Genomic DNA, 25,372 nt, shown 5'->3' with positions numbered 1-25,372 from the left:
GTTTTCGAGCTCACGCCGGCGGTCGTGGTGAGTCTGTCCACCTGGTCTGCATGACGGTCTCGATGCGGGTGATGAGCGCGGGCGACGGGTACAAGTACCTGCTGCGCACGATCGCTGCCGCCGATGGCGACCGCTCCCTCTCGACCCCGCTGACGAGGTATTACACGGAGGAGGGAACACCACCGGGCACTTGGATGGGGTCGGCTCTGCACGGTTTCGGCGACGGGCAGATCGTCCTCGGTGATGAGGTCTCGGAGTCGCAGTTGCAGTTGCTGATCGGGATGGGCCGCGACCCCGTCAGCGGCGACCCGCTCGGGCGGGCCTTCCCAAGGTACGTCTCGGTCGCGGACCGGATCGAGAAGCGCGTCGCCGACCTCGACCCCGGCCTGGGATGGGTGAGCGTGCCGAGCAGATCGGCCAGATCGAGGCCGAGGAGATCGAGCGGGGCAACCGCCGTGCGGTCGCGGGGTTCGACTACACGTTCTCGGTGCCGAAGTCCGTCTCGGTGTTGTGGGGAGTGGCCGACGCCGGCACGCAGGCCCTGATCGCCCAGTCGCATCACGACGCGATCGCCGAGGTCGTGGACTTCATGGAGCGCGAGATCGCCGCGACCCGCACCGGCTACACCGCCGCCGATGGCGCGGTCGCACAGGTCGACGTGACCGGGCTGATCGCCACGGCCTTCGATCACTACGACAGCCGCTCCGGGGACCCCCAGTTGCACACCCACGTCGTGATCTCCAACAAGGTCCAGACCGCGTTGGACGGACGCTGGCGGTCGCTGGACGGCCGCCCGATGCACGCGGCGGTCGTCGCGCTCTCGGAGCATTACAACGCGGTACTGGCCGACCGCCTCACCGGCACGCTCGGCGTGGAGTGGGAGGCGCGGGATCGGGGCCGGGACCGCAATCCGGCGTGGGAGATCACCGGAGTCAGCGAGGAACTGATCGAGGAGTTCTCCTCCCGCGCCCGCGATATCGACGCCGAGACCGACCGGCTCATCGCCGCCTACACGGCCGAGCACGGCCGCCGGCCCTCGGCGCGGACGATCGTGCGCCTGCGTGCCCAGGCCACCCTCGCCACCCGGCCCGAGAAGCAGGTCCACTCCCTGGCCGACCTGACCGCCGGCTGGCGCGAACGGGCCGGCCGTCTGCTGGATGAGGACGCGACCGGCTGGGCCGGCAATGTCCTCGCGGAGGCGCAGCAGGTGCGGCCGTTGCGGGCTGATGATGTGCCGTTGGAGGTGATCTCCGAGATCGGGCAGGCCGTGGTCGAGGTCGTCGGCGAGAAACGCTCAACCTGGCGGCGATGGAACCTGCACTCCGAGGCAAGCCGGCAGTCAATGGCATGGCGATTCGCGACCGCCAGTGATCGGGAAGCGATCGTGGGGATGATCGCCGATGCCGCCGAGCAAGCCTCGCTGCGGCTGACCCCGCCCGAACTCGCCACCAGCCCGGCCGCGTTCCGCCGCCCAGACGGCACCAGCGTGTTCCGGCCCCGCCACTCGACCGTGTTCTCCTCCACGGTGCTGCTGGATGCCGAAGACCGTCTCCTGGAACGCTCCCGCACCCTGACCGGCCCGATGGTCGAAGTCGAGACGGTCGAGAAGATCACCGCGAAGCCCGACCGAGAAGGACGCCTGCTCGGCGATGACCAGGCCGCAGCGCTCACCCAGATCGCAGTCTCCGGCCGGGTCCTCGACGTGCTGGTCGGCCCGGCCGGTGCCGGGAAGACCACCGCTATGTCGGCATTGCGTCGGGCATGGGAGAAGCAGCACGGCCACGGGTCCGTGGTCGGCCTGGCTCCCTCTGCCGTGGCCGCGGAGGTCCTCGGCGAGGATCTCGGAATCGCGACAGAGAACACGGCGAAGTGGTGGCAGAACCATCTCCTCCACGGGGAAACGTTCCAGGCCGGGCAGCTCGTCATCATCGACGAGGCTTCCCTTGCCGGCACCCTGTCGCTGGATCGCATCACCGCCCTCACAGCCGAAGCGGGCGCGAAGGTGCTGCTGGTCGGCGACTACGGGCAGCTCCAATCCGTTGACGCGGGCGGGAGCTTCGGGATGCTCGTGGCCGACCGCGACGACGCCCCCGAGCTCGTGGACGTGCACCGCTTCGTCCACGAGTGGGAGAAGACCGCCTCCCTCGATCTGCGCCACGGCCGCACCCGCGTGATCGACACCTACGCAGGTCACGGCCGCGTCAGCGACGGTGATGCCGAGGACATGATCGACGCCGCCTACACCGCCTGGCGTGCCGACCGCGACGCCGGACGAGCCTCGGTACTGATCGCCGAGACCCGCGAAGACGTAACCGCACTGAACGCCCGCGCCCGCGCCGACCTGATCCTGGACGGCACGATCCGCCCCACCAGAGAGGTCGCGCTGACCGAAGGCACGTCCGCAGGGGTCGGGGACACGATCATCACCCGCCGCAACGACCGGCGCCTGCGCACCGGCACAGGCCGGGGCTGGGTGCGCAACGGCGAACGGTGGCAGATCACCGACGTGCGCGATGACGGGTCGATCACGATCCGCAAGCCCGGACGCCGCACCGGGTCGATCGTGCTGCCGGCCGACTACGTGGCCGAGCACGTCGATCTGGGATACGCGGTCACCGCGCACCGGGCGCAGGGCATCACCGTCGACACCGCCCACGTTCTGATCGAGCCGTCCTCGACACGTGAGAACTTCTATGTCGCAATGACCCGCGGCAAGGAATCTAATCGCGCCTACGTCGTCCTCGACCGACCCGACGACCACGCCGCACCACACCCCTCGGACAACGAGGAAGCCACCGGGCGGAGCGTGTTGTTCGGGGTGCTGCAGCATTCGGGGGCCGAGGTCTCCGCGCACGAGACGATCACCGCCGAGCAGGACCAGTGGGGCTCGATCGCCCAGCTCGCCGCCGAGTACGAGACCATCGCCGCAGCCGCCCAACACGACCGCTGGGCCGCCCTCATCCGCGAATCGGGCCTGACCGAGGAGCAGGCCGACGCCGCGATCGGGTCGGTCGCGTTCGGAGCGCTGACCGCCGAGCTGCGACGCGCCGAGGCCAACCACCACGACGTCGACGCGCTGTTCCCGCGCCTGGTGGCCGCTCGCGGGTTCGATGACGCCGACGACATCGCCAAGGTCATGCACTACCGCCTCGCCCGCGCCACCACCCAGCCAGCCGGATCGGGGCGCACGAGAAAGACCCCGCGGCTGATCGCCGGCCTCATCCCGCACGCGCAAGGCCCGATCGCCGCAGACATGCGCGAAGCGCTGACCGAGCGCCGCGAGCTGATCGAGACCCGCGCCGACGCGATCCTCGACACCGCCCGCCAGACCGGCGAGCCCTGGACCCAGCCGCTCGGCGACCCGCCGTCCGGTGACCGGGAGCAGGCACGCTGGCGGCGTGATGCCCGGACCATCGCGGCCTACCGCGATCGCTACCAGATCAGCGACGACACTCCGCTCGGGCCGGCACCGCAAGGCTCGGCGCAGAAGATCGACCGCGCCCGCGCGCACGCTGCTTTCAACCGGGCGCAGAAGCTCGCCGAAGCCGAGCAGCCCGAGCAGGAACGCGCCCGACGCAGTGAGTCGCAGCGTCTCGGGCCGACGCTGTAGTAGCGGCGGCATGCGAACCTTGCATCTACGCGGAGTTTCAGGAACGGGCGGTTCCGTTGCCGTGAGCTGGAAAATCGCGTCCCATGAAACGGTCAACACTTGAGGTCCGAGGGCTGCTTGCGCTTGTCCACGACGGCGGCTCAGGTTCGGGGGCCGCCATCGCTGGAAAAAGCCCCGCTTCTCTGCGACGATCTGATTCGTCAGCGAAGGTGCTCGTTACAGTGCTACGGGCGGCAGGAGCTCCTGTGCAATCGTAGTCGTAGATATCGATCTCGGCGTTGACGAAGACCATCAGCATCTTCAGGCGCTCCGAGAAGCGGATGCTCTTCCAGAAGTCAGATGCGCCCCACTCGGCAATTTCTGGGTCGATACCAACGCGAGGATTATACGAGACCTCATCTGCGGAATCAGCGTCGGGAAACGTCACCCGAGCAAGATCGCAGCGTCCTCCTGGAACACCCACTGGCCCCACTCCAAAGCCGGGGCGACGCCACTCGGGATTTGAAAGACAGGCTCTGCTTCGGCGACTCTGGCAGTCCACATCGCTAGACGCCGATGGCGGTCAATCCGCGCGAGCCGATTGATCCACCCAAGAAAGTTTGCATCCAGGTCGGAGTTGAACGGCTGCATCGTGTGCAGCATCTCCACCTGGTGCTCCGGAAGTGGTCGGAGCCGCCAGAGATTGCGTTTCCACGCTTTCTCCGTGTCGTAGATTGGGTACTGAAGACCATCTTCGCCCGCCGGAGGGATCGATCCCGACGCATGTGCCGCTGAAGCCCACACAACGTGATCAAGAGCCGAACGTAAGTTGTAGAGCCATTCTCCGAACAATGCGGGAAGTTCAAGCGGCACCGGTTCGATCTGCTCAAGGCGAACCAGATACTGCGTAGGGGAAGTGCGGAGCAAGAGGAACTCGAACGGGTGGGGCGCAAGATAGTCGTTCCAGGCTTCAGACATCTCTCGCGCACGGATCTGCGCGCGCGATGCGCAGCCGGGCTGATTCGAAGAGATCCATAGTGCGAGCCTAGAGGCTGTGGGGCGTCGGGTCCGAGACGACTCGGCACTGAGATCGGGCCGAGCATGCGAAGGGGGCCGTGAGGTCGCGGGCAACGTCGCCGACACGTCGGCGTACCCGGCGGACCACATGTTGCGGTCCTCTCGCCATACGCGCCAAGGGTTCGTCACGCTGCGTCGGCTCGTCCTGTCCGCTACTCATGGGAGGATGGGTACTGGGGTCGCCGACCCCGAACAATAGACGGTCCACCGACTCACGCTCATCGTCCCGCTGTAAGCCCAACAGCCAGCGTGCGTCGTGGAGCATGCAAGGAGTAAGCCAATGAGGGTCGCGCGCATCCGTATCGAACGCTTCCGCGGCTATCACTATGCAGAACTAGTAGTGCCAGAGAACATGGTGCTTGCAGGTGAGCCGCAGGCCGGCCGCACTGACACAGTCGAGGCGCTACGCCGCGTCCTCGATCCCCGCAGCACGCGTTCCCGCGTGAACCCGCTCGATATCTACCGACCTGCTGACGACGATGACGAGTCCCTGACAGAGGTCGAGGTAACTCTGCTCGACCTCGGAAATGACCTCGAAACCCTTCTCAGCGAAAACTTGGAAACATTCGACCAAGAAACCGGAGAGATCGCCACTTCACGCAACGCAGGCAACGCAGCTCTGGGCGTACGCCTTTGCTACCGCGCACGATATGAACTCGATACAGACACCGGTGAGCACTGGGTTGATTACCCGGCACGGAGTGACCCCGCTGCCGGAGTATTCAAGAGAGCAAGCCGTATCGAGCGCGAAGCTCTGCCAGTTCAGTTCATCGACAGCTCGCCGACCCTCCAACTACGGGCAGAGGGGGTTCTGAGAGCGCTCCTTGCGAACACTGACCCTTCGGGACTGGACAGCGCCCTTACCGATTTAGACACGGCTGTCCATGCCGCTACCGGGTCGTTCTCCGAGACGGACGTGGTCACCGACGCACTCGATAAGGTCATCGATTCTGGTCCGCAGACTCTCTTCGGTATCCAAGACTCCGCCGACATAAGCTTCCTGGCCGATGACGGTTCCATGTCTGCCCTCCTCAGAGCGCTTCAGCCAGCGATATCGATCGGGGCAGCCGGGGCTCTTCCAGTCCGTTCCCAGGGCTCTACGCTCGAAAGCGTACTCTCGGCAGCTGAAGCCATCGCCGCCGCGCGAGATGCGCAATCTGGTGTCGTCATCGTCGGTGATGACTTCGGAGACCGCCTCGGCGCGACGTCTTCCGAACACATGGCACGGCTCCTCCATGTAACGGCAGGGCAAGCGATCCTCACAACGCGCCGTCCCGAAGTAGTACGAGCATTCGACCCTGGCGAGCTCGTCCGACTTACGGTCAGCCACGGCGAAAGACGACAGCATCAGCTCCCGGCGGTTACGGACAAGGCCGGCCGTGTCAATCGGAGACTGGTCCTTGAGCAACTTCTCGCGGCGCTGAGCGCGAGAACCGTTGTCCTCCTAGAAGGACCGCTCGACGTTGAAGGGTACGGCGCGCTTGCCTCGCGGCTTTTCCTAAAGACGAATGAACCGCACCACAGCCTGCCCGCTAACGGCATCCGCCTCGTCGCTCCGCCAGGGTCGGATGGAGGCGTCACGCGACTCCCTGCCATCGCCGAGATTTCCCTCAAGCTCGGATTCCACGTCCGAGCGATCGTCGACAACGATAAACCAGGACAAGAAGACCCAGCAGTCGGAATCCTTGCAGGAATGGTCGAACAACTCGTCGTGCTTCCCACACGCACCGCCGTGGAGGCCGCGCTTATCCGCGGCGTACCCGGAGAGCGGCTTCGAGAGACGGTCGAGACCCTAGAAGACTTCGGCATGCCCGCCCTGCCATCCAGTCTCGGTGACGATGACATCGCGGATCACCTCCTCACGACGAAAGTGATCAAGAAGCAGGGATTGGGGGCGGTCTGGGCGCACGCGCTGACGCGACAGCCACCAATAGCGCGATCTGTCATCGAAGCAATCTGTAGCGATACACGCGGCCGCATCGACATCCCAGATGTGTCATGACCGTCGCCCCAAGAAACCCGGAACAGGAGCAAGTCGTCTCGACGCAGGCCGAGCTCAGTGTCGTGCTCGGCGGTGCGGGAGTCGGAAAGACGACGAGCGCGCTCGCCGCAGCGCATGCTCATCTCGAACGGGTAGCGGACAGCAAACCCCACGACCGAGTCCTGTTCCTCTCATTCTCGCGCTCCTCAGTGGCGCGCATAGCCTCGCGCGCAGGAGAAATTCTCGGCCGACGCGGACCCCAGGTGGACATCATGACGTTCCACTCGCTTGCGTTCTCCGTAGTTCGGAGATTCGGGAGTCTCGTCGGACACGGCGACGCCGTTCTCGTCAGTCCCGCTCGCGAGAAGCTCGGAGTGGCTCAGCACGAGATCGGATATAGCAAACTCATCCCACTCGCGCTTGAGATCGCTGAGGCCGCACCCGCCGTCGCAGAGCACCTGCGCACACGATGGGGGCTCGTGATCGTTGACGAGTTTCAGGACACAGGCGACGCGCAGCAAGATCTCCTTCAGCTAATAGCACGAGACAGTAGGTTGATACTGCTCGGTGACCCGAATCAGTGCATCTATACATTCCTTGCCGAAGATGGCGTCAGAGTGGAGCGCATCCACGAAGCCTGCTCGGCCGCAGGGGCAGATAACACCATCGTGCTTCCAGAAACCTCCTTCCGAGATCCCTCTGGGATCATCCCGGCCGTCGCCAACGCCATTCGCCAGCGCCTGTTCGACTCAGAAGCCATCACAAACGCAATCCAAGACGAGAGGCTGGTAATCCGAAACGGGATACCTCTCTCCGACGAGACCAGCCAAGTCTCACGGATCGTTAGCGACCTAACCTCCGAAGAGATGGGCGTGGCAGTGTTCACGCACCACAACGATATGCTCGCGGCTCTCTCAGACGCGCTTGAAGCCGACGGCATCGAGCATGAAGTCGCTGGTCTCAGCGACGCACTCGCCGCCGCCCTCGATGCCCAGACCGCGATGGTGCAATTCCATACCGGAGATGTCGCCTGGGAGAACGTTCTCGAAGCGGTAGCCGTGTTCCTGACGAGCGCGCAACGTGGACGGCAGGCGCCTCCCATCGCGCACCAGGTGATAAACGGTTCAGGTCCTACGACCTTGCAAGATCGCTTGAGCGCCCTTCGAGAGCGTCTTTCCAATGTCGCGTCCGCTGGGGAGGCAATCGAGGTAGCCGCTACTGCGCATGATGCGCTCGGGCTACCGCAGAAGTCCGGTGCCTGGCAACAAGCGGCGACCTTGCTCTCGGTAATGCATGCACGAGCCATACGAACGAGCAGCGCCCGCGATGACCGTCAGATGGTTGCAGCGATCTGCGCGGAAGCTCGTGAAGCGAGCTATGCGGCTCTCACGGATTCGGTGCTCAATCCGCGCGAGGTCCAGCTGATGAACCTCTACCAGACTAAGGGACGTGAGGCCGACGCAACCGTCGTCGTACTGCGGGAGGGAGACTTCATGGGCTATGAGTCGGAACCGTTTCCCACGACAAGTCGACTTCTCTACGTGGTGTTTTCCAGAGCTAGAAAGAAAATTGTCGTTCTACTCGTCGGCAACCGGTTCCACGCGGCCGTAGCCCCTCTCGACGCTCTCGCTGCGAACTGAAACACCCAGAAACATGCCGCCAATGCGTCAGATGAAAAACGCTGGAGTGCGCTCTCCCTCAGCTCATGGGCCGAGTACCTCTCCTTGATGAGTGTGGTGAGCTCTCCGCCTGCTTCGTGAGGCGGACTACAGGCGAGGCCCCGGCCGTGCTGGCGGACCGGAAGCCGGGGCGGCGAGCTGGTGGCCCGGCGTCTCCCGATTCAGGAGCCGCGCCGGATCGCCGAGCGAGTCGAGCATCGCAGTCACATCTGCCGTATCGGAGACGACCTGGGCGACTCCGCGCTTGATGAGCTCGTGCGGCCCCACGCTGGTCACTGACGTGACAGGGCCGGGCACCGCACCGACAGCACGGCTATGCCGGTGCGCCTCGGTCGGCACGAGCAAGGAACCCGAGCGGAAGCTCGCTTCCGGCACCACCGTGACTCCCGAGAGCGTGCCGAGAAGACGGGCGCGGGCCATGAACCGCCACCGCGTCGGCGCCTCCCCAGGAGGAGCCTCGCTGACCAGCGCCCCGACATCCCCGATCCGATCCAGCAGGTCCGCGTTCCCGCGCGGGTAGGGCCGATCGACACCGCCGGCCAGCACCGCGATGGTGCCCCCGCCGGTGGCGAGTGCCGCCCGGTGGGCTGCGGCGTCGATGCCATAGGCCCCGCCGGCGACGATGGTGCGCTCCTGTTGGGCGAGGTCGCCGGCGAGGTGCGCGGCGACATTCGTGCCGTACTCGCTGGCGGCTCTGGCGCCGGTGATCGTGACGCGATCAGCAAGTGCGCCGGAAAGGAACGAGGTCGCCCCGCGTATCCACAGCAGGTACGGGGCACGGGGGCCGAGGTCGTTGAACGCGTGCGGCCAGTCCGCGTCGGTCGGGATGAGCGTGGACATGCCGGCTCGTTCCGCGTCCGCGACACGGGCGGGGATGCCGTCCTCGATCCTTGGAGCGACGCGGTTGCGCCAGGCGATCGCGTCAGCCCGGTTCATCTCCGGCACCGCAGCCTGCTCGTCTTCGAGCAGCCGCAACGTCTCGACCCCGCCAACCCGGTGCAGGATACGGCCGGTGATCGCGTCGTCGGGCTCGGCGATCATCGACAGCATCATCCGCGCCTGCCGCTCGCCGCTTACCTGTTCTGCCAGCCTGCCCATGATCTGTGCCCCTTCCCGGACGGTCACCGGCAAGGTGCGCCGCCGGCGACCAAGCACGGCCCGCGGGGCTACCGCGTGTCGTACGTGCGGCGTAGAGTGAGAAGCACAGAGGCAGCTTCACCCCTCACCATGTAGGCCCCTTTCGGGCCGTCCTTCGGGACACTCCACACGTACTGCCTCACCACAGTTACGTGCTTGGAGGCATCATGTTCCGACTCATCTGGTTCGCCAGCATCCATATCCGCTCCTTCATGCGCCGATGGATGCCGACCAATATCGTGCTCGACAAGGTCCGCACCCGTCGCGGCCTCAAGTGGGGCATCCCGGCAATGCTGCTCGCGATCCCATACCTCTACACCGCGAGCCTGCTAACCGTCATCATCCGAGACGGCGGGCCGGGCTGGCTCAACATCATCGTGCTCATCGCGATCTGGTCAGCGCTCAAGATGCTCTGGATCGGCCCCGTCAGCCTGATCCTGCTCGCCCGCGTGCGGTGGCACGAGCACACCGAGCGTAACTCTCGGGCGCGCGCCATCGCCGAACCGACGGTCTCGACGTAGGAGTGCACGATGGGCAAGTACGTGAAGAAGACCTCGCGGCGTCGGTACGACGAACGACATTTCTCTATCAGGGCGGTGCATCGCGAACCACCCGATCTGCACAAGCTGTCGGAGATGCTGATCCGTCTCACCTTGCAGGAGATCGGAGAATCACGAGCCAGTCGCCGCGCCGACGAGGTTCCCGAGACCTACCGAGAACCCACCCCCGTCGAAACAAGAAACGAGTACGGACCGCCGCAGGCCTGAGCATCCCGGCCCCCAACCATCGTCATCAGCATTCGCGCCTGCCGCTCACGAAGCGGCAGGCGCGAACTCATGCGGCAGGCTCGACGGCAGGGAGCCATCAGGTGATCGACTCGGATAGCTCCAGCCACCGCTCTTCGAGTTCGGCGACCTCATCCTCCGCTTGGCGAAGCTCATCAGTATGGCCTTGCAGGCCCTCGTAGTCGCTCTGATCGTGATCGGCGAGACGCTGATGGATGCGGTCGATAATTCCCGACAGCTTCTCCAACCGACGCTCGACCGCGCCGATCTCCTTCTGCACCGCCCGGCGCTCCGCACCCGACAACTCCGAAGACGAAGACGACGACGTCTTCTGTTCGGCGGCCTGGGCGCTCATCGGCGACGGTGTCACGGCCTGCTGCTCCTGCGCGGCTCGCAGCCGCAGGTACTCATCCACCCCGCCCGGCACATGCCGCAGCCCGCCATCGAGGATCGCGTACTGCTGATCCGTGACCCGCTCCAGCAGGTAGCGGTCGTGCGAGACCACTATCAACGTGCCCGGCCAGGAGTCCAGCAGGTCCTCCAGCGCCGCGAGCATGTCCGCATCAACATCGTTCGTCGGCTCATCGAGAAGCAGCAGGTTCGGCTCGCTGAGCAACAGCATCAGCAGCTGCAGCCGCCGCTTCTGACCGCCGGAGAGGTCATCGACCCGTGCCGAGAGGTGTTCGCGGGCGAAGCCGAGCCGTTCCAGCAGCTGCGCCGGGGTGAGGTCCTTGCCGTCGATCTGGAACGTGGTCTTGGTGCGGGCCAGGACCTCGCGCACCCGGTCACCGCCGATATCAGCGAGCTGGGAGAACTGCTGATCGAGGATACCGACCTGCACCGTCTTACCCCGCTTGACCCGGCCCTCGGTCGGCTCCAGCGTGCCGCAGATCAGCCCGAGCAGCGTGGACTTGCCCGCACCGTTCGCGCCGAGGACGCCGGTTCGCTCACCTGGAGCGATCCGCCAGGTCACGTCATCGAGAACCTTCCGATCCCCGAAGGTCACGCTCACGTCTTCCAGATCCACGACCTGCTTGCCCAACCGGGCCACCGCGACGCGCTGCAGCTCGATGGGGTTGCGCACCGGCGGCACGTCAGCGATCAGCTCGTTGGCCGCGTCGATCCGGAACTTCGGCTTCGACGTCCGCGCCGGAGCACCCCGCCGCAGCCAGGCCAGCTCCTTGCGCATGAGGTTCTGCCGCTTGCTCTCGGCCGCCGCCGCCATCCGGTCCCGCTCGACCCGCTGGAGCACGTACGCGGCATAGCCGCCCTCGAACGGCTCGACCGTGCCGTCGTGCACCTCCCAGGTCTCGGTGCAGACCTCATCGAGGAACCAGCGATCGTGCGTGATGACCAGCAGCCCGCCGCTGTTCTTGGGCCAGCGTCGCTTCATGTGCTCAGCCAGCCAAGCGATGCCCTCCACATCAAGATGGTTCGTAGGCTCATCTAGCGCGATGAGCTCGTAGTCACCCACCAGCAAGGCGGCGAGGGCTACGCGGCGCCGCTGACCTCCGCTGAGCCGGCCGATCACCGCATCCCAGGAGATGTCCGAGACCAGCCCGCCGATCACGTCGCGGATGCGGGCATCGCTGGCCCACTCATGCTCCGGAGCGTCGCCGACGATCGAGTACCCGACCGTGGCCTCCGGATCGAGGTCGTCACTCTGACCGAGCACGCCGAACCGCACGCCGCCGCGCCGGGTGACCCGGCCGGCCTGCGGCTCGATCTGCCCCGAGAGCATCCCCAGCAGGCTCGATTTGCCGTCGCCGTTGCGACCGACGATCCCGATCCGGTCGCCCTCCTCGATCCCGACCGAGAGCGAGTCGAAGACCACCCGCGTCGGGTACTCCAAGTGCAGCCCTTCGGCCCCCAGCAGCGGTGTAGCCATCAGCGACCACCTCTCCCGACCGGCACGGTGCGACACGGCACGACAGACCGCCTCCCACGGGCCCGACGTCGAGTATCAGGGCGTGACGTCGCCCTGCCACGACGGTAGAATCGAGGTGTCCGGAACGAACAACCCATCGAATTGTTGGGTTCGTCGAGGATGATGACATTGGGTTCGGACATCAGGAGCATGAGGAGCTGGAGACGTCGCTTCTGGCCCCCGGAGAGGTCGTCGACTCGGGCCGAGAGGTGCTCCGTGGCGAACCCCAAGCGCTCGAGCAGCTGTGCCGGGGTGAAGTCCCTGCCCTCGATCGTGAACGTCGTCTTCGCCTCGGCGAGGACCTCGCGCACCCGCCTGCCGCCGATCCGGGCGAGATCGGCGAACTGCTGATCGAGGACGCCGACCTTGACGGTCTTGCCGCGTTTGACCCGCCCCGCGGTCGGTTCGAGCGTGCCGGCGACGAGCCCGAGCAGCGTCGACTTCCCGGCGCCGTTGGGACCGAGGATGCCCGTGCGTTCGCCGGGACCGATGCGCCACGTGACGTCGTCGAGGACGTCACGGTCACCGAAGTGGACGGACACGTCCTCGAGGTCGACGACGTCCTTGCCGAGCCTGGCCGTGGCCATCTTCTTCAGTTCGATGGGATTGCGGACCTCGGGCACATCGGCGATGAGCTGATTGGCCGCCTCGATGCGGAACTTCGGCTTCGACGTCCGGGCGGGAGCTCCGCGGCGCAGCCACGCGAGCTCCTTGCGCATGAGGTTCTGCCGCTTCGCCTCGGTGGCCGCGGCGATCCGGTCGCGTTCGACGCGCTGGAGCACGTAGGCGGCGTACCCGCCTTCGAAGGGCTCGACGATCCGGTCGTGAACCTCCCACGTCTTCGTGCACACCTCGTCGAGGAACCATCGATCGTGGGTGACGAGGAGAAGGGCACCGGAGTTCTTCGGCCACCGGTTCCTCAGGTGCCGTGCCAGCCAGGCGATGCCGTCGACGTCGAGGTGGTTCGTCGGCTCGTCGAGGATGATGAGGTCCCAGTCCTCGACGAGGAGGGCCGCGAGAGCCACGCGCCGCCGCTGGCCGCCGGAGAGGCTGCCGATCCGCGCCTCCCAGGGCAGGTCGGCGATGAGGCCTGAGATGATGTCGCGGATCTTCGCGTCCCCGGCCCACTCGTAGTCGGCCTTGTCGCCGACGACGGAGAATCCCACGGTCGCCTCGTCGTCGAGCTCGTCGCGCTGGGTGAGCATGCCGAGCCGCAGGCCCCCGCGGTAGGTGACGCGTCCGGAGTCGGGGGTGATCGTGCCGGCGAGCATCCCGAGCAGCGAGGATTTGCCGTCGCCGTTGCGCCCGACGATGCCGATCATGTCCCCGGTGTCGACGCCGAGGGTGACCGAATCGAAGACGATGCGCGTGGGAAATTCGAGGTGCAGGGCTTCGGCCCCGAGAAGATGTGCCATAACGCCCACCAGCCTAGAGCACCGCGGCACGCCCCACCGTGATCGGCCCGTGAGGCGGCACAGCGGCCCCTGTCGGACGCACTGCAACTGTGACTGTTGATTGCGTTTTCATATCGGTGTCGCGGATTCGCGTGCTACGCGCGCGGGAGACGTGGCTCACGTGCATTAGACTGGCCGAAAACTCATCGAAATGTGACCGATCGCCCAGTCGTCTCACAGTTTCGCGATGAGTCGGCCGGCGGTCCACCGCCGACGCCAGTGTTGGTCCTTCGAGAAAAGAGTAGACCTTGAAAAAGCTCGCATCAGCGGTGTCGATGATCGCCGCATCCGCCCTCGTGCTCTCCGCCTGCGGCTCCGGCGGCAGCGGCAGCGACTCCAGTGCCGGCGGGGACTACCTCACCTGCATGGTCTCCGACTCCGGCGGCTGGGACGACCAGTCGTTCAACCAGTCGGGCCGTGCCGGTCTCGACGCGGCAACGGAGAATCTCGGCGTTCAGCAGCAGGTCGCCGAATCCCAGGGCGACGCGGACTTCACCCCGAACGTCGACAACATGGTCCAGCAGGGCTGCAACCTCACCTTCGGCGTCGGCTTCCTCCTCGAGGATGCGATCCAGACCGCCGCTGAGGCCAACCCCGACCTCAACTTCGCCCTCATCGACTCGACGTTCTCCGACCCCGACGGCAACCCGGTCGAGATCGACAACGCGAAGCCGCTCGTCTTCAACACCGCCGAGGCCGCGTACCTCGCCGGCTACGTCTCCGCAGCGATGTCGAAGTCCGGCAAGGTCGGCACGTTCGGCGGCATCCAGATCCCGTCGGTCACCGTCTTCATGGACGGCTTCGCCGACGGCGTGCAGAAGTTCAACGACGACAACGGCAAGAACGTCGAACTCCTCGGCTGGAACAAGGACAGCCAGCAGGGATCGTTCTCCGGTGACTTCGAGAACCAGGGTCAGGGCCAGGAGCTGACGAAGCAGCTGATCTCCCAGGGCGCCGACGTCGTCATGCCCGTCGCCGGTCCCGTCGGCCTCGGTGCCGCAGCCGCGGCGAAGGAAGCCGGCGACGTCAAGCTCGTCTGGGTCGACACCGACGGCTACAACTCGACCGAATACGGTGACATCATCCTCACCTCGGTGGTCAAGGAGATCGCCAACGCCGTCGAGGACACCGTCAAGCAGGGCGTCGACGGCAACTTCACCTCCGAGCCCTACGTCGGCACGCTCGAGAACGAAGGTGTGGGACTGGCTCCCTACCACGACTTCGACGGCGAGGTCCCCGAGGACGTCAAGACGAAGGTCGAGGAGCTCAAGAAGCAGATCATCGACGGCACCATCACGGTCGAGTCGGAGAACTCGCCCAAATAATCACCTGGGTTAAACTGCAGGGTCGAAGTCTTTCGGCCCTGCAGTTTTCAAGTTTGTGAGGAGTGCTGCGAGCAGTGAAACTCGAGCTTCGCGGGTTGACGAAGGTGTTCGGATCATTCGTCGCCAACGACCACATCGATCTCACCGTCGAACCGGGCGAGATCCACGCCCTTCTCGGTGAGAACGGCGCCGGCAAGTCGACGATGATGAACGTCCTCTACGGCCTCTACGACCCCGATGGGGGAGAGATCCTCATCGACGACAAGCCGGTGAGCTTCGCCGGACCCGGCGATGCCGTGGCCGCCGGCATCGGCATGGTCCACCAGCACTTCATGCTCGTGCCGGTCTTCACCGTCGCCGAATCCGTCGCGCTCGGCTACGAACCGACGAAGGGTCTCGGCCTCATCGACGTCGCCGAGGCGCGGAGGAAGGTCACGGAGATCTCCGCGCGGTTCGGGTTCAACATCGACCCCGACGCCCTCATCGAGGATCTGCCGGTCGGCGCGCAGCAGCGGGTCGAGATCATCAAGGCACTCTCCCGCGACGCGGAGATCCTCATCCTCGACGAGCCCACTGCCGTGCTCACCCCGCAGGAGACCGACGAGCTTATCTCGATCATGCGCCAGCTCAAGGAGCAGGGCACGTCGATCGTCTTCATCACCCACAAGCTCCGCGAGGTCCGCGCGATCGCGGATTCGATCACCGTCATCCGCCGCGGCAAGATTGTCGGGGAGGCCTCCCCGGATTCCACCGAGGCGGAGCTCGCCAGCCAGATGGTCGGACGCAACGTGTCCCTGACGACGGACAAGAGCCCTGCCGACCCGGGTGAGGCGACGTTCCAGGTGCGCGGTCTCACCGTCGTCGACCGGGCCGAGAACGTCGTCGTCGACGATGTCAGCTTCGATGTCCGTCGCGGCGAGATCCTCGCGATCGCCGGTGTCCAGGGCAACGGCCAGACCGAGCTCGCCGAGACGATCATCGGGCTGAGCGAACCGCGCCTGGGCACGATCACCCTCGACGGGAAGAACCTCGTCGGCACGTCCGTCAAGGACCGGTTGGGCGACGGCATCGGCTTCGTGCCCGAGGACCGGTCGACCGACGGCATCATTGCCGAGTTCTCGATCCGCGAGAACATGATCCTCGACGTCTACGATCGCCCGCCGTACGCGAAGGGCCCCAACCTCCGCTCCTCGGTCATCACCGCCGAGGCGAAGAAGAAGGTCGATGAGTTCGACATCCGCCTCGGCAGCATCGCCGACCCGATCTCCACCCTGTCCGGCGGCAACCAGCAGAAGGTCGTGCTCTCCCGCGAGCTCGGCCGGGAGCTGCGCCTCTTCATCGCCAGCCAGCCGACCCGCGGCCTCGACGTCGGATCGATCGAATTCGTCCACAAGCGCGTCATCGCCGAACGCGACACCGGCACCCCGTGCATCATCGTCTCGACCGAACTCGACGAGGTCTACGGGCTCGCCGACCGCATCGCCGTGATGTACTCCGGTCGGATCGTCGGCATCGTCGGACCCGAGACCTCGCGTGAGGCGCTCGGCCTCATGATGGCCGGTGTCCCCGCCGAGGAGGCGCTGGCCTCCGCAGGCACCGCACCCGAGGATGGTGCCCCGTCCGACGCCGGCACCGCGACGGGCGCGACCCCAGACTCAGCGACCACCTCGGCGGAGGAGAGCGAATGACGACTGACATCTCACCGGCCGCGCCGTCCCCGGCCCCGCCGCCGACCGCCGAGGCGAAGCCCGGGCGGCAGCAGACTCTCATCCAGGAGATCCTCTCAGGATCGTGGCTGGTCACGGTGCTCGCCATCGTGCTCGCCCTCCTCGTCGGCGGTGTCCTCATCGCCTTCGCCAACGCCGAGGTCATCGCTGCGGCGAGGAACTTCTTCTCCGCTCCCGGCGCGTTCTTCTCCACGGTCTTCTCGACTGTCGGCGACGCCTACTCCGCGCTCTTCCGCGGGGCGATCTTCGACTGGAACGCCCGCACCCCTGAGCGCGCGATCCGCCCGCTGACCGAATCGCTCGTCAACGGCACCCCGCTCATCCTCACCGGCCTCGGCATCGCCCTGGCTTTCCGCTCGGGACTGTTCAACATCGGCGGCCAGGGCCAGGTCATCCTCGGCGCCACCGTCGCCGGCTTCCTCGGCTACGCGCTCAGCCTCCCGCCCGTCGTCCACATGCTCATCGCCGCGGCCGGCGGCATCATCGGCGGGGCGATCTGGGCGGGCATCGCCGGCGTGCTCAAGGCGCGGACCGGGGCGAACGAGGTGATCGTGACGATCATGCTCAACTCGATCGCCGGCTACCTCCTCGGCTACCTGCTCAAGCAGTCGTGGTTCACGCACACGCAGTCGGCGAACCCGCAGTCGCGCACGATCGACGAATCGGCGCAGATGTTCCTCCTCCTGCCGCTGCCCTTCCGCCTCAACTTCGGGTTCATCCTCGCGATCCTCGCGACGATCTTCGTGTGGTGGCTGCTCGAGCGCTCGACGATCGGCTTCGAGTTCAAGGCCGTCGGCGCGAACCCGCATGCCGCGCGCACCGCCGGCATCTCGGTGGCCAAGGTCACCGTCCTCGTCATGGTCATCGCCGGTGGCCTCGCTGGTCTCGCCGGGGCCACGCAGGTGCTCGGCACGGAGGACAAGCTCACCGGCGGGATCGCCGGGTCCATCGGCTTCGACGCGATCACCGTGGCGCTGCTGGGACGGTCGAAGCCGCTGGGGACGTTCTTCGCCGGGCTCCTCTTCGGCGCGTTCAAGGCCGGCGGCTACCTCATGCAGTCGCAGACCGGCACGCCGATCGACATCGTCCTCGTCGTCCAGTCGGTCATCGTCCTCCTCATCGCCGCCCCGCCGCTCGTGAGGACGATCTTCCACCTGCCCGCACCGGTGCTCAAGCGGAAGGAGTCCTGATATGAGCGCACAGACTCTTGACACCCCGACCGGTGCGCACACGAAGGTAGTCGCGCCGATCGCGTGGAAGTACCCGATCGTCTACTCGGTGCTCGCACTCATCGCGCTGATCTTCTTCGGCCTCATCGGCCGGGCAGGGGATACGACCTTCCGGATCGCCACCGGCGGTGACTTCTTCGCCATCCCCGACCTCGTCGTGTCCGCGAAGGCCACCGGCCTCGTGCTCTCGCTCATCCTCGTCGTCATGGCGGCCGTGAGCATCTGGTTCGCGACCCGCAGGGACGACCTCGGCTCGTGGTTCCCCGTCACCTTCGGCATCGTCTTCGTGCTCTCGTTCCTCGCGTGGGCCGGCGGCGGCAGCGGCGGCGTCATCCCGCTGACCACCCTGCTCGCCGGCGCCCTGGCCCTGTCGGTGCCGCTGATCTTCGGTGCGATGTGCGGTCTCATCGGTGAGCGCTCGGGCATCATCAACATCGCGATCGAGGGTCAGCTGCTCGCCGGTGCGTTCCTCGCCGCGGTCGTCGCCTCGGTGGTGAAGAACCCCTACGCCGGGCTGCTCGCCGCCCCGATCGCCGGTGCCCTCGTCGCCGTGGTGCTCACCTTCTTCGCCGTGAAGTACTGGGTCAACCAGATCATCATCGGCGTCGTCCTCAACGTCCTCGTCGTCGGCCTGACGAACTTCCTCTACTCGACGGTGCTCACCGAGAACCCCGAGCTGTGGAACTCCCGGCAGAAGCTGCCCAACCTGCCGATCCCGCTGCTCTCGGACATCCCGATCCTCGGGCGGGTGCTCTTCGATCAGAACATCCTCGTCTACATCATGTACGTCGTCGTCATCGCCCTGCAGATCTTCGTCTTCCGCTCGAAGTGGGGACTGCGGATGCGGGCGGTCGGCGAGCACCCGAAGGCCGCGGACACCGTCGGCATCAAGGTCAACTTCACGCGGGTGCGCAACACGATCATGGCCGGGGCGATCGCCGGCCTCGGCGGCGCGTTCTTCACCGTCGGCTCCGGACTCGCCTTCGGCAAGGAGATGTCGGCCGGACAGGGCTACATCGCGCTGGCCGCGATGATCCTCGGCAAGTGGAACCCGAAGGGCGCGCTCTTCGCCGCGCTGCTCTTCGGCTTCTCGAAGAGCCTCGGCAACACGCTGCAGTCGATCGGCACGCCCGTGCCCAACGAACTGCTGCTCATGCTGCCCTACATCGTCACGATCCTCGCCGTCGCCGGATTCGTCGGACGGGTCCGTCCGCCGGCCGCCGAGGGTGTGCCCTACGTGAAGTCATGACAGTGTGACGGAGATCGGAGGATGCGATGACGACAGCACATGCGTTCGGGGACGATCCCACCTGGTGTGAGCCGGTGGCGAAGGTGATCCCCGCCGAGGTGACCGAGGAGTCCTGGGAGCTGCTGCGCGCCTCCGCGGTCGCCGCCATGGGCAGGGCCTACGCCCCGTATTCGCGGTATCCCGTCGGGGCCGCGGCCCTCGTCGACGACGGGCGGATCGTGGCCGGCTGCAATGTCGAGAACAGTTCGTATGGGGTGACCCTGTGCGCCGAGTGCTCGCTCGTCTCCGATCTGTTCATGAGCGGCGGCGGCCGGCTCGTCGCCTTCGACTGCGTCGACGGTCACGGCACCACGCTTGCCCCGTGCGGGCGCTGCCGTCAGCTGCTCTTCGAACACGGGGGAGCCGAGCTCGTCCTCAACATGCCCTCGGGACGCAAGACGATGGCCGAGGTCCTGCCCGACGCCTTCGGTCCCGACGACCTCGGCGAGGGCACCGGGCACCCGAAGCACTGACCACTTCCCACCCACCACCGGAGGTTCACCCACTGTGACCGTAGAGGCATTCGACGCCGTCGACGTCATCGCCGCCAAGCGCGATGGCCGGGCGCTGTCCAAGGACCAGATCGACTGGGTCATCGACGCCTACACCCGCGGGGTCGTCGCCGACGAGCAGATGGCGGCGCTCGCGATGGCGATCTTCCTCAACGACATGGGGCCCGACGAGATCGCCGACTGGACGCAGGCGATGATCGCCTCGGGGGCGCGGATGGACTTCTCCTCGCTGACGCGCACCACCTCGGACAAGCACTCGACGGGCGGTGTCGGGGACAAGATCACCCTGCCGCTCGCGCCCCTCGTCGCGGTCTTCGACGTCGCCGTCCCGCAGCTGTCCGGGCGCGGCCTCGGACACACGGGTGGCACGCTCGACAAGCTCGAAGCGATCCCCGGCTGGCAGGCGAACCTGTCGAACGAGGAGATCCTCACGCAGCTCGAGGACATCGGGGCAGTCATCTGCGCCGCCGGTTCCGGGCTCGCCCCGGCGGACAAGAAGCTCTACGCCCTGCGGGACACGACCGCCACCGTCGACTGCGTTCCGCTCATCGCCTCATCGATCATGTCGAAGAAGATCGCCGAGGGCACCGCCGGCCTCGTCCTCGACGTCAAGGTCGGGTCCGGGGCGTTCATGAAGGACATCGGGAAGGCACGCCGGCTCGCCGAGACCATGGTCGGGCTCGGGAAGGCCGCCGGAGTGAAGACCTCGGCGCTGCTCACAGACATGTCGACGCCGCTCGGGCTCACCGTCGGCAATGCCCTCGAGGTCCGCGAGTCCGTCGAGGTCCTCGCCGGAGGCGGGCCCGCCGATGTCGTCGACCTCACCGTGGCTCTCGCCGAGGAGATGCTGCGGCTGGCGGGACGAACCGACGTCGACGTCCGGGCCGCGCTCTCCGACGGTCGGGCGATGGACAAGTGGAAGGCGATGATCCGCGCCCAGAACGGCGATCCGGACGCCCCGCTGCCCGTGGCTGCGAACACCGAGGTCGTCTTCGCCCCCGAATCCGGGGTGCTGACGAAGCTCGATGCGCTCTCCGTCGGGGTCGCCTCGTGGCGGCTCGGCGCCGGACGCGCGCGCAAGGAGGATCCGGTGCAGGCGGTCGCCGGCATCGAACTCCACGCCAAGCCCGGTGACACTGTCGCCGCCGGTGACCCGCTGCTCACCCTGCACACCGACACGCCTGAGCGCTTCGAGCGCGCCCTCGAGTCTCTCGTCGGGGCCTACGAGATCGGCGGCGATGCCGCCGCGGTGCCGGACTCGATCGTCCTCGAGACGATCACGTAGGCTTGCGCCCGTTGCCGCTGGGGGCTGTCACCGGCGTGACCTGCCACCGGCCCCGCCCTTCCATCACCGCACACAGCACTCCCATACACATCCATTGGAGGACACCATGACCAGCCGCTCCGACGTCGCCGCTATGATCGACCACACCCTGCTCAAGCCGGAGGCGACGCGGGCCGATGTCGATGCGCTCGTCGCCGAGGCGAGAGACCTCGGCGTCCTCGCCGTGTGCGTCTCGCCGTCGATGCTGCCGCTCACCGACACCGGTGACCTCGTTGTCGCGACCGTCGTCGGGTTCCCCAGCGGTCAGGTGAAGCCGGAGATCAAGGCCGCCGAGACCGAGCGGGCCGTCGCCGACGGCGCCGCTGAGGTCGACATGGTCATCAACATCGGGCAGGCGATCGCCGGGGACTTCGACGCCGTCGAGGCCGACATCCGCGGTGTCGTCGAGGCCAGCGGGGACGCGCTCGTCAAGGTGATCATCGAATCCGCGGCACTGACCGATGAGCAGATCGTCGAGGTCAGCCGGCGCGCCGAGGCAGCCGGAGCCGACTTCGTCAAGACCTCGACCGGTTTCCACCCGGCCGGCGGGGCCAGTGCGCACGCGGTGGCGCTCATGCGCGAGACCGTCGGCGACCGCCTCGGCGTCAAAGCCTCCGGTGGGATCCGCACCGTCGAGGCGGCCGAGGAGATGATCGCCGCCGGTGCCTCGCGCCTCGGCCTGTCGGGGTCCGCCGCGATCCTCGCGGGACTCTCCGACTGACTGGCACGCCCCGGCGCTGCACCTGACGCGCCCCGGTGCTCCGCCTGACGCGTACTGGCGCATGCCGCGCGCCAGCGCCCCGGCGGCCGCTCGATCAAGTGTTAGTGCGGATGCGGGCGCGTGCACGGCCCCAGATCCGCACTAACGCTTGATCGAGCATGATCCGGCACCCTCGGATACGTCTGGGCCGCCGATGCTGATGCACTGTGCATGCAACCTGCATGCAGGGCGCGTATGATCGTGTCATGACTGCCATTCAGATTCGCGACGTTCCGCCCGAGATTCGCGATCAGCTGGCCGCTCGTGCGCGCGAGAAGGGCCAGAGTCTGAGCTCGTACCTCCGCGACGTCATCATCCGGGAAGCACGGTTCGCCGACAATGCGCGTGTCATCGACGAGATCTCGACCTGGGAGGGGCAGCGGAACTTCAGCGTCGACGATGTTCTCGATGTCATTGATACCGGTCGGTCGGCCTGACGGTCATGATCGTTCCAGACGCGTCGGCAGTGGCGCTGATGTTCGCGGATCCGGAGACCGAACCCCGACGGACCTCGGCCATCGAGATTCTGCGCGGTGATCCGGCGTGGATGGTTCCCGAGCATTGGCGTACCGAGGTGCTCTCGGTGATCAGAGGACTGACGCTGGGAGGAAAACTCGACGCCGCTGACGCCGAGCGTGCGGTTGACTGGGTGGCTCAGCTGGTCGTGATGACCGCTCCCACCGGCCCGCACATTGCGAGGATGTGGGAACTCAGAGCCAATCTGAGCACATACGATGCCGGGTATGTCGCCGTCGCTGAATCGCACGACCTGACGCTCGTGACAGCAGATGTTCGCATCGCACGCTCGGGAGTCGCCCGTTGCCCGGTCCAGGTCATCTCCTGAGGCGGAAGCGGAGCTGCGAACGGGTGGCCGCGTCGATGCCATGGGGCTATGACGACGCCTCGTTGGAATGCCACCTCGCCGTCGATCGACAACGAATGTCACGGTGCAATACACCGAGAGCAGTGACGCTCGATCAAGCTGAAGTGCGGATGCGGGCGCGTGCACGGCCTTCGATCCGCGCCAATTGGACACGGAGGAGGCTGCCCGGAGAATGTGTGCCAATTGCAATCGATTCATGAGGCTTCTTGTCGCCGTGGACGGCCGTGCGCCCGAAAGGCGGCAAGCACTTGATTTCGCCTCGCTGGGCTCAGGACTCCGGCGAACGGGCTGTTCTGGCGAAGCTCTGTCGAGAGTTCGTCGGTGCCGACGAGAACTCGCGCAATATCGTCGATGTCTCCGTCGAGCACCCGATCCCAGTGGTCAAGGTAGTGCGCCGACATGCCGTCTGGTCGATGGACGCGCCGCCACCGTCTGACATTGTCGCGTGCTGTAGCGACGACGTCGGAGGGATTGGCCACGAGCTCACCGAGGACGGCCCTGTGCAGCCAGAGCGACCGCAGCTGGCCTTCGTCGAGGTGAGTTCTGAACAGGCCATTGAGATCGGCCCGTCGGATGCGACGATGGGTGCCCACCTTCGTGAACGGCAGTTCGCCGCGCTCACAGAGATCCACGATGTGCTGACGTGAGACGCCGAGAATCTTGGCGACTTCACCTGTCGACATCCACTGTGCGTCCATGCATTCAGAATGGCTCCCAAACGCCATAAACACAACGGATGGTGTCTGACGAAGGGACACACAGGTGCCGAGGACCGTGATGCTCGATCAAGCGGCAGAGCGGATGCGGGCGCGTGCACGGCCCTCGATCCGCTCCCGCGCTTGATCGAGGTGCGCCAGCGCTCTCATAGCCCCCGTGCTGACGCCCCGTGCCGACCTCAGAGTCCGAAGTAGGCCTTGAGCTCGGTCGTGATCGTGCTCAGTCTCTCCTGCAACGACGGTCCTAGCGATGGGGCGCCGACGACCTCGAGATAGCACTTGAGCTTCGGCTCGGTGCCCGAAGGCCGGACGATGACCCGCGAGTTCGCCTCCGAGAGCAGGAGGATGCCGTCGGTCGGCGGCAAGCCGTCGTACCCGGACGAGAGATCATGGACCTCGGTGACGGGCGACCCGGCCAGCGCGGTCGGCGGAGCCTGCCGCAGCTTCTCCATCGCCGAGGCGATGAGGGAGACGTCGTCGAGGCGGAAGCTCAGCGGTGCCGTCGCGAAGACGCCGTCGCGGGTGCGGATGCGGTCGAGTTCGGCATCGATCGTCGATCCGTCCCGCTTGAGGCGAGACGCCAGCGCGGCGAAGGTCACGGCCGCGGAGATTCCGTCCTTGTCGCGGACGACGGTCGGGTCGACGCAGTAGCCGAGCGCCTCCTCGTAGCCGAAGACGAGACCGGGCACCCGGGAGATCCACTTGAAGCCGGTGAGCGTCTGTACTGCGGGGAAACCGTGGGCGCGTACAGCGGCGGCGAGCCCGCGCGAAGAGACGATCGAATTCGCGAAGACGGGCCCGGCGGTGTCGGAGGCGGTCGCGACAGCGTCGGTCCCGTCCGACGCAGCGGACGCCGCAAGTCTGGAGGCGATGTCCTCGCCGAGGAGGAGTCCCACCTCGTCGCCGGTGAGCTGACGGTACCCGGTGGGGGCAGAAGGATCGGGGATCGCCGCGGAGAACCGGTCCGCGTCGGGGTCGTTGGCGATGATGAGATCGGCGCCGACCTCGCTGGCCAGGGCATACGCCTCGTCGAGGGCGCCGGCCTCTTCGGGGTTGGGGAAGGCGACGGTCGGGAAGTCGGGGTCCGGCTTCTGCTGAACGGCCACCGGGTGGAGGTTCTCGAACCCGGTGAGCGCCAGTGCCGCCTCGGCGACGGTCGCCCCGACGCCGTGGAGCGAGGTGAGCACGATCGACAGGTCCGCGCTCGCGCGCACACCCAGGGCCTCGATGCTCTCGAGGTAGGCCTCGATGATCGAGTCATCGAGGTGCTCCCAGCCCGATTCGGCGCGCGGCACCGACGCGACGGACGGGACGGCGGCGATCCTCTCGGCGATGAGTGCGTCGGCGGGGGGAACGATCTGCGCGCCCGCGCCCGCACGAGCAGTGAGCGGGTCCGGTTCGATCGCGAGCAGCGGCCGCTCCCCGAGGTAGACCTTGTAGCCGTTGTCGGCGGGCGGGTTGTGGCTCGCGGTGACCATGACGGCGGCATCGGCGCCGAGGTGGGTGAGCGCGAACGCCGTCAGCGGAGTCGGCAGCTGTTCGGGCAGTTGGATGGCGACCCCGCCGGCGGCGGTGACGACGGCCGCGGTGTCGCGGGCGAAGTCGGAGGACTTGTACCGGGCATCGCAGCCGATGACGACGCGGAAGCCGGGGCCGACGGTCTCGTTGAGGAACGCCGAGAGTCCGGCAGCGGCGCGGATGACGACGGAGCGGTTCATCCGGTTGGGCCCGGCCGCGATCTCCCCGCGCAGGCCCGCGGTGCCGAAGACGAGGGGACCGGAGAACCGATCTGAAAGGTCAGCTCGCGCGGCTGCGTCACCGGCCTCCGCCTCGGCGAGGATCGCCGTCAGCGACGTCGCCGTCTGCGCATCGGGGTCATCGGCGATCCACGCGCGGACGATGTCGGCGTCGAAGCCCGTCGTGAAGCGGTCGGCGACCCGGACCGGATTCTCGGTGCTGCTGCTGTTCGATTCGCTCAT

The 25,372-nt window shown here is 66.6% G+C and carries 19 protein-coding genes and 2 pseudogenes; 14 read left to right on the top strand and 7 right to left on the bottom strand.

The genetic code is table 11. The annotated features are described in order from the left end of the window. The first annotated feature begins 50 nt into the window (after positions 1–50). A pseudogene (gene mobF / locus ACFQ91_RS16310) lies at positions 51–3,610 on the top strand (MobF family relaxase). Between the two features lie 37 nt (positions 3,611–3,647). Here mobF and ACFQ91_RS16305 read toward each other — a convergent pair. Together ACFQ91_RS16305 and ACFQ91_RS16300 are read right to left on the bottom strand one after the other, a co-directional pair. After that, positions 3,648–4,037, bottom strand: coding sequence for a hypothetical protein (locus tag ACFQ91_RS16305; RefSeq protein WP_143470035.1), 390 nt, complete (start codon positions 4,035–4,037; stop codon positions 3,648–3,650). Further along, the gene (locus tag ACFQ91_RS16300) at positions 4,034–4,567 is read right to left on the bottom strand and encodes a hypothetical protein (protein ID WP_143470034.1); all 534 of its coding nucleotides are present in this window, start codon (positions 4,565–4,567) and stop codon (positions 4,034–4,036) included. Before ACFQ91_RS16300 ends, ACFQ91_RS16305 begins: the two co-directional genes overlap by 4 nt. 379 nt (positions 4,568–4,946) lie before the next feature. Here ACFQ91_RS16300 and ACFQ91_RS16295 point away from each other — a divergent pair, with 379 nt between their 5' ends. Together ACFQ91_RS16295 and ACFQ91_RS16290 are read left to right on the top strand one after the other, a co-directional pair. Beyond that, positions 4,947–6,668: a hypothetical protein gene (locus tag ACFQ91_RS16295; protein WP_198499343.1), complete on the top strand. Its 1,722-nt coding sequence runs from the start codon at positions 4,947–4,949 to the stop codon at positions 6,666–6,668. Next, on the top strand, positions 6,665–8,287 hold the full coding sequence (locus ACFQ91_RS16290; RefSeq protein ID WP_098053351.1) for a UvrD-helicase domain-containing protein: 1,623 nt from the start codon (positions 6,665–6,667) through the stop codon (positions 8,285–8,287). The genes ACFQ91_RS16295 and ACFQ91_RS16290 overlap by 4 nt, the downstream gene beginning before the upstream one ends. A gap of 126 nt (positions 8,288–8,413) precedes the next feature. On the opposite strand, the gene ACFQ91_RS16285 is transcribed toward ACFQ91_RS16290, so the two are convergent. Continuing rightward, entirely contained in the window at positions 8,414–9,424 is a 1,011-nt protein-coding gene (locus ACFQ91_RS16285) for a DNA-processing protein DprA (protein WP_232623655.1), read from the bottom strand. A 206-nt stretch (positions 9,425–9,630) separates the two neighbouring features. On the opposite strand from ACFQ91_RS16285, the gene ACFQ91_RS16280 reads away from it, so the two are divergent. Continuing rightward, on the top strand, positions 9,631–9,984 hold the full coding sequence (locus tag ACFQ91_RS16280) for a sulfate permease (RefSeq protein ID WP_098053350.1): 354 nt from the start codon (positions 9,631–9,633) through the stop codon (positions 9,982–9,984). A 9-nt stretch (positions 9,985–9,993) separates the two neighbouring features. Next, entirely contained in the window at positions 9,994–10,230 is a 237-nt protein-coding gene (locus tag ACFQ91_RS16275) for a hypothetical protein (protein ID WP_098053349.1), read from the top strand. Positions 10,231–10,327: 97 nt separating this feature from the next. On the opposite strand, the gene ACFQ91_RS16270 is transcribed toward ACFQ91_RS16275, so the two are convergent. Together ACFQ91_RS16270 and ACFQ91_RS16265 are read right to left on the bottom strand one after the other, a co-directional pair. Further along, a complete protein-coding gene (locus tag ACFQ91_RS16270; RefSeq protein ID WP_162229533.1) occupies positions 10,328–12,136 on the bottom strand; it encodes an ABC-F family ATP-binding cassette domain-containing protein in 1,809 nt (602 codons plus the stop codon). Between the two features lie 134 nt (positions 12,137–12,270). Further along, positions 12,271–13,590: pseudogene (locus tag ACFQ91_RS16265) on the bottom strand (ABC-F family ATP-binding cassette domain-containing protein); the annotation flags it as partial. 287 nt (positions 13,591–13,877) lie between these two features. On the opposite strand from ACFQ91_RS16265, the gene ACFQ91_RS16260 reads away from it, so the two are divergent. The 9 genes from ACFQ91_RS16260 to ACFQ91_RS16220 all read left to right on the top strand — a co-directional run bounded on the left by ACFQ91_RS16260 (position 13,878) and on the right by ACFQ91_RS16220 (position 22,638). Further along, positions 13,878–14,954 (top strand): BMP family protein, encoded by a 1,077-nt coding sequence (locus ACFQ91_RS16260; RefSeq protein ID WP_232623654.1) that lies wholly within the window; start codon positions 13,878–13,880, stop codon positions 14,952–14,954. Between the two features lie 74 nt (positions 14,955–15,028). Continuing rightward, positions 15,029–16,642, top strand: coding sequence for an ABC transporter ATP-binding protein (locus tag ACFQ91_RS16255; RefSeq protein ID WP_198499342.1), 1,614 nt, complete (start codon positions 15,029–15,031; stop codon positions 16,640–16,642). After that, positions 16,639–17,871 (top strand): ABC transporter permease, encoded by a 1,233-nt coding sequence (locus tag ACFQ91_RS16250; protein WP_198499341.1) that lies wholly within the window; start codon positions 16,639–16,641, stop codon positions 17,869–17,871. Before ACFQ91_RS16255 ends, ACFQ91_RS16250 begins: the two co-directional genes overlap by 4 nt. 1 nt (position 17,872) lies before the next feature. Continuing rightward, complete coding sequence (locus ACFQ91_RS16245) at positions 17,873–19,159, top strand: ABC transporter permease (RefSeq protein ID WP_198499340.1); 1,287 nt, start codon at positions 17,873–17,875, stop codon at positions 19,157–19,159. 26 nt (positions 19,160–19,185) lie between these two features. After that, a complete protein-coding gene (locus tag ACFQ91_RS16240; protein WP_198499339.1) occupies positions 19,186–19,671 on the top strand; it encodes a cytidine deaminase in 486 nt (161 codons plus the stop codon). Positions 19,672–19,705: 34 nt separating this feature from the next. Next, on the top strand, positions 19,706–20,995 hold the full coding sequence (locus ACFQ91_RS16235; RefSeq protein ID WP_376871995.1) for a thymidine phosphorylase: 1,290 nt from the start codon (positions 19,706–19,708) through the stop codon (positions 20,993–20,995). A gap of 106 nt (positions 20,996–21,101) precedes the next feature. Beyond that, on the top strand, positions 21,102–21,755 hold the full coding sequence (gene deoC, locus ACFQ91_RS16230) for a deoxyribose-phosphate aldolase (protein WP_198499337.1): 654 nt from the start codon (positions 21,102–21,104) through the stop codon (positions 21,753–21,755). Positions 21,756–22,000: 245 nt separating this feature from the next. Continuing rightward, on the top strand, positions 22,001–22,231 hold the full coding sequence (locus tag ACFQ91_RS16225; protein WP_198499336.1) for a hypothetical protein: 231 nt from the start codon (positions 22,001–22,003) through the stop codon (positions 22,229–22,231). Positions 22,232–22,236: 5 nt separating this feature from the next. Next, complete coding sequence (locus tag ACFQ91_RS16220) at positions 22,237–22,638, top strand: type II toxin-antitoxin system VapC family toxin (protein ID WP_198499335.1); 402 nt, start codon at positions 22,237–22,239, stop codon at positions 22,636–22,638. 233 nt (positions 22,639–22,871) lie between these two features. On the opposite strand, the gene ACFQ91_RS16215 is transcribed toward ACFQ91_RS16220, so the two are convergent. After that, on the bottom strand, positions 22,872–23,375 hold the full coding sequence (locus tag ACFQ91_RS16215) for a helix-turn-helix domain-containing protein (RefSeq protein ID WP_198499334.1): 504 nt from the start codon (positions 23,373–23,375) through the stop codon (positions 22,872–22,874). A 197-nt stretch (positions 23,376–23,572) separates the two neighbouring features. After that, positions 23,573–25,372 carry a phospho-sugar mutase gene (locus tag ACFQ91_RS16210; RefSeq protein WP_198499333.1) on the bottom strand — a complete coding sequence of 600 codons (1,800 nt, stop codon included), beginning with the start codon at positions 25,370–25,372 and terminating at the stop codon, positions 23,573–23,575.

It is taken from the genome of Brevibacterium sp. NPDC056726 (assembly GCF_042790515.1).
GTDB classification, from domain to species: domain Bacteria; phylum Actinomycetota; class Actinomycetes; order Actinomycetales; family Brevibacteriaceae; genus Brevibacterium; species Brevibacterium sanguinis.
Note: the sequence above shows the minus strand (reverse complement) of the source record. Positions and strands in the feature narration are given on the sequence as shown.

Excerpts from the sequence above, each read along its gene's own strand:
- ACFQ91_RS16300 (WP_143470034.1), bottom strand. The coding sequence starts at position 4,567 with ATGTCTGAAGCCTGGAACGACTATCTTGCGCCCCACCCGTTCGAGTTC.
- ACFQ91_RS16295 (WP_198499343.1), top strand. The coding sequence starts at position 4,947 with ATGAGGGTCGCGCGCATCCGTATCGAACGCTTCCGCGGCTATCACTAT.
- ACFQ91_RS16290 (WP_098053351.1), top strand. The coding sequence starts at position 6,665 with ATGACCGTCGCCCCAAGAAACCCGGAACAGGAGCAAGTCGTCTCGACG.
- ACFQ91_RS16285 (WP_232623655.1), bottom strand. The coding sequence starts at position 9,424 with ATGGGCAGGCTGGCAGAACAGGTAAGCGGCGAGCGGCAGGCGCGGATG.
- ACFQ91_RS16280 (WP_098053350.1), top strand. The coding sequence starts at position 9,631 with ATGTTCCGACTCATCTGGTTCGCCAGCATCCATATCCGCTCCTTCATG.
- ACFQ91_RS16275 (WP_098053349.1), top strand. The coding sequence starts at position 9,994 with ATGGGCAAGTACGTGAAGAAGACCTCGCGGCGTCGGTACGACGAACGA.
- ACFQ91_RS16270 (WP_162229533.1), bottom strand. The coding sequence starts at position 12,136 with ATGGCTACACCGCTGCTGGGGGCCGAAGGGCTGCACTTGGAGTACCCG.
- ACFQ91_RS16250 (WP_198499341.1), top strand. The coding sequence starts at position 16,639 with ATGACGACTGACATCTCACCGGCCGCGCCGTCCCCGGCCCCGCCGCCG.
- ACFQ91_RS16245 (WP_198499340.1), top strand. The coding sequence starts at position 17,873 with ATGAGCGCACAGACTCTTGACACCCCGACCGGTGCGCACACGAAGGTA.
- ACFQ91_RS16240 (WP_198499339.1), top strand. The coding sequence starts at position 19,186 with ATGACGACAGCACATGCGTTCGGGGACGATCCCACCTGGTGTGAGCCG.
- deoC (WP_198499337.1), top strand. The coding sequence starts at position 21,102 with ATGACCAGCCGCTCCGACGTCGCCGCTATGATCGACCACACCCTGCTC.
- ACFQ91_RS16225 (WP_198499336.1), top strand. The coding sequence starts at position 22,001 with ATGACTGCCATTCAGATTCGCGACGTTCCGCCCGAGATTCGCGATCAG.
- ACFQ91_RS16220 (WP_198499335.1), top strand. The coding sequence starts at position 22,237 with ATGATCGTTCCAGACGCGTCGGCAGTGGCGCTGATGTTCGCGGATCCG.
- ACFQ91_RS16215 (WP_198499334.1), bottom strand. The coding sequence starts at position 23,375 with ATGGACGCACAGTGGATGTCGACAGGTGAAGTCGCCAAGATTCTCGGC.
- ACFQ91_RS16210 (WP_198499333.1), bottom strand. The coding sequence starts at position 25,372 with ATGAGCGAATCGAACAGCAGCAGCACCGAGAATCCGGTCCGGGTCGCC.